Origin of the sequence: Piscinibacter sp. (assembly GCF_050175855.1) — a bacterium.
Lineage (GTDB): Bacteria > Pseudomonadota > Gammaproteobacteria > Burkholderiales > Burkholderiaceae_C > Piscinibacter.
Genome location: NZ_JBFXIO010000488.1, coordinates 1 through 3,277, shown reverse-complemented (window position 1 = coordinate 3,277; position 3,277 = coordinate 1). Strand labels below are relative to the sequence as shown.

At 67.7% G+C, this 3,277-nt stretch carries 3 protein-coding genes and 1 pseudogene; 3 read left to right on the top strand and 1 reads right to left on the bottom strand.

Annotation, left to right across the window (positions count from 1 at the left end; all coding sequences use genetic code 11):
• Positions 1–424 (top strand): annotated as a pseudogene (locus tag AB7U92_RS24430) (hypothetical protein); the annotation flags it as partial.
• A gap of 109 nt (positions 425–533) precedes the next feature.
• Positions 534–1,682 carry a hypothetical protein gene (locus tag AB7U92_RS24425; RefSeq protein ID WP_428583015.1) on the top strand — a complete coding sequence of 383 codons (1,149 nt, stop codon included), beginning with the start codon at positions 534–536 and terminating at the stop codon, positions 1,680–1,682.
• A 13-nt stretch (positions 1,683–1,695) separates the two neighbouring features.
• On the opposite strand, the gene AB7U92_RS24420 is transcribed toward AB7U92_RS24425, so the two are convergent.
• The gene (locus tag AB7U92_RS24420; protein WP_428583017.1) at positions 1,696–3,060 is read right to left on the bottom strand and encodes an oligosaccharide flippase family protein; all 1,365 of its coding nucleotides are present in this window, start codon (positions 3,058–3,060) and stop codon (positions 1,696–1,698) included.
• Between the two features lie 19 nt (positions 3,061–3,079).
• On the opposite strand from AB7U92_RS24420, the gene AB7U92_RS24415 reads away from it, so the two are divergent.
• A partial coding sequence (locus AB7U92_RS24415; protein ID WP_428583013.1) for a hypothetical protein occupies positions 3,080–3,277 on the top strand: 198 nt, incomplete at its 3' end.

Sequence of the window (3,277 nt, the reverse complement as noted above, 5' to 3'; positions counted from 1 at the left end):
GCGCACGGCGCTGGTCGACGCCGCCGGACCGGGCGCTGCGAAGGTGCGCGAACTGGTCGAGCTGTGCCACCGCTTCGGCGGCGAGGTTCGACGCACCGTATCCCGCTGCGACGAAGCTCTCGAGCGCATGGCCGCGGCGGGCCGCCCCATCGCCGTCTGGCAGGGTGCGGCCAAGACGGTCGGGTTTCTGGCTGCTCTGACGCGCGCCAGCCTCGTGCACTGCGCGGTCGATCTGAGCGAGCAGCGACATGGTCGCTTCCTGCCGGGCACGGGCCTCGTGGTGCACGCGCCGGAGCAGTTGAAGGCGATTCGCCCCGGGCATGTGATCCTGATGAATCCGGTCTATGTGGAAGAAGTTCGCGCCCGCCTGGTGGAGATGGGCGTGGAAACCGAGCTCTGCACGATCGCCGATCTGTGCAGGTGATGGCGACGATCGATGGCGTGCGAGGGCCTGCTGGCACCGCACGCCCGAGCATAGCCCCGCGAGAGGGCGAGTCGCCGCTTGCCCCCCTTGGTTCGGGGAAGGCGGCCACGTGCCGGCGCGTGAACAACTCACGCCTCGGACGCCGGCTTCACCGCACAATCGGGACCCCGGTTTCCATCAATCACCCACACTGTTGCCTATGCCCCGCAGCGCACTCTCCAAACAACTGAGTCTGGGCCTACGCGCCGGCGATTGGGTCGTCGTGCGCAGCCAGAGCGAGATACTTGCCACGCTCGGCCCCGACTGCCGCCTCGATGGCCTGCAGTTCCAGCCGGAGATGTTCGAGCTGTGCGGCCGGCGCTTGCGCGTCGCGAAGACGGCACACAAGACCTGTGACACGTCGATTCACAACACCGGGGGCCGGCGCCTGCACGACACCGTGCATCTGGAAGGCGGCCGCTGCGACGGCGGGCATCACGAAGGCTGCCAGGCCGACTGCGTCTTCTTCTGGAAGGAAGCCTGGCTGCAACGAGCCGAGGGTTCGTCACCCGAGGTTCCGCCACGCGCCGATGCACCGACACCCGACGACGTGATGCGGGCGCGGCATGCGCCCGGCAGCGATCCGGCCGACCCGGTCTGGGTCTGCCAGACCACGTCGATCTACGAGGCCAGCGAGCCGCTGCCGTGGTGGGATACCCGCCAGTACATCTGCGACGTGAGCGGAGGCAACCACAGTTTTCTGCACATGGCCAAGCTTCTGCTGATGTCGGGCTACCGGAAGATTGTCCACCTCGGCATCGGCTATCGCTTCTGGGTCGGCCTGTACAACACGCTGCAGCGCTGGCGCGGCGGCAAGCCCTACCCGGAGATCCATGGGCAGGTCCAGAAGGGAACGCCGACACCCGCCGAGTCACTCAATCTGCAGCCGGGTGAGTGGGTCGTGGTGCGCTCACCCAAGGAGATCGCGGCGACCATCACCCCCGACGGATTCAATCGCGGCATGCGCTACGACCCGGAGATGCTCAAGTACTGCGACGAGCGCTACCAGGTGCAGTCGCGTGTCACCAAGCTGATCCACGAGAAGACCGGCAAGATGACGACGATGAAGACGCCATGCATCCGCCTGGAGAACGTCTACTGTCGCGCCGAGCTGACCGAGAGCCGACTGGGCTGCCCCCGCGCATCGAGCACGTACTTCCGCGAGATCTGGCTGCGTCGCGCCGATTCCCCGGCGGGCATGGAATCGAAGCAGTCCTGAACGCCCGGGCTCGTCATGCTGCCGGCGCGACACCTTCGCGCCGACTTCGCAGTGCCCTCAGGAACGCCCAGATCAGCAGGACGCGGCGGCGAAACAGCAAACCGAGTGCGGCCAGGTAGCCGAGCGCGCCGGCCAGCACGGCGATCGCCGCGGCCCAGCCCGTGGCGAGGTCCGGGCTGAGCAGCGTCCGCGCGCCGAGCACGGCGGCGCTGAGCACCAGACTGGCCAGTGCCGCAGGCATCAGGGCGTCGAGCCACTCCAGGAAGCCACTGCGCATGGTGCGGAATGCGATGATCATCGCCGGCAGGTTGACGAGCGGGAAGACGATCGACCAGGACAGGGCCACACCCTCGAGCCCGCCAAGGCTGCCGGCCAGGAAACCCAGCGGCAGGCCGACACCCGCGAGCACGCTGCACCACATGTTGGCTCGGAACTGCCCCGTCCAAAGCAGCACGGGGCCGACCAGCATCTGGCAGGTGTAGTAGCCGGCGTAGATGCACAGCAGGCGCAGTGGCATGACGACCGCTTCCCATTGAGGGCCGAGAACGATACGCACGGCGTAGTCGGCCGTCAGGGCAATGCCTACGGAGATCGGCAGCGTGACGTAGGCCACCAGCTCGGTGAGCAGCAGGAAGTAGCGTCGAAGCTCGGCCGGATCCTTCTGCACAGCACTGAATATTCCCGGCACCACGCGACTGACCACCGACGCGATCTCCTGCGACAGCGTGGTGGACAGCGTGGTCGCGAACGAATAGGCGCCCAGTGCCTCCTTGCCGATCAGCTTGCCCACCACGACTTGATCAGCGTTGCTGTAGCCGTAGTACGCGATGCGTGAGGCGAGCACCCGCCAGCCCTGCAGCAACGGCTTGGCTAGCGTGGCGAACTCGCGCGGCACGCTGACGCGATACGGGTGCCACCACAGCAGCAGAAGCGTCACGGCAGCAGCGCCGGCCAGCGAATTGAACACCAAAGCCCAGACGCCCCAGCCGAGCGTCGCGCCCAGCACCAGGGTGCCCTGGGTCACCATCACTTGCAGGAACTGCGCCCACGCGAGGCGGGCGAACTGCATCTCGCGTTGCAGCGCGGCGCGGGGCACCACCTGCAGGGCGTCGGCGACACACAGCAGACTGAGCAACATCACGATCGGCGCGACCTGGGCCTCGCCGAAGAAGTGCGACACAGGCACCGCCAGGCCGACGAACAGCAGACTCAGCGTGCCACCTGCGAGCAGCACGAAGCCCGCCAGCCGCGCCTGCTGAACGCCGACGATGCTGCGGTCCTGGACGAAGATGGCGTCCAGCCCGAAGTCCTCGACCATGCGCACCAGCCCGATCGCCAGCATCGCCATTGAGACCAGCCCGTAGTCGGCGGGAGACAGCAGCCGCGCTGCATACGCGGTGGCAATCCAGCTGATCGCCTGTGCCGGCCAGCGCTACGCCGCGGTCCAGGCCATGCCGGAGACCAGCGAGTGGTCCAGCGAGCGAGCGCTGGCCTCGTGGTCCCCGTCGCCGCGCATCGACTCAGGATCGCCGCCCCAGGCGCAGCAGCTCGACCAGGTCGCGCCCGATGTCAGCGCGACTCCAGTAGGCGCGCCT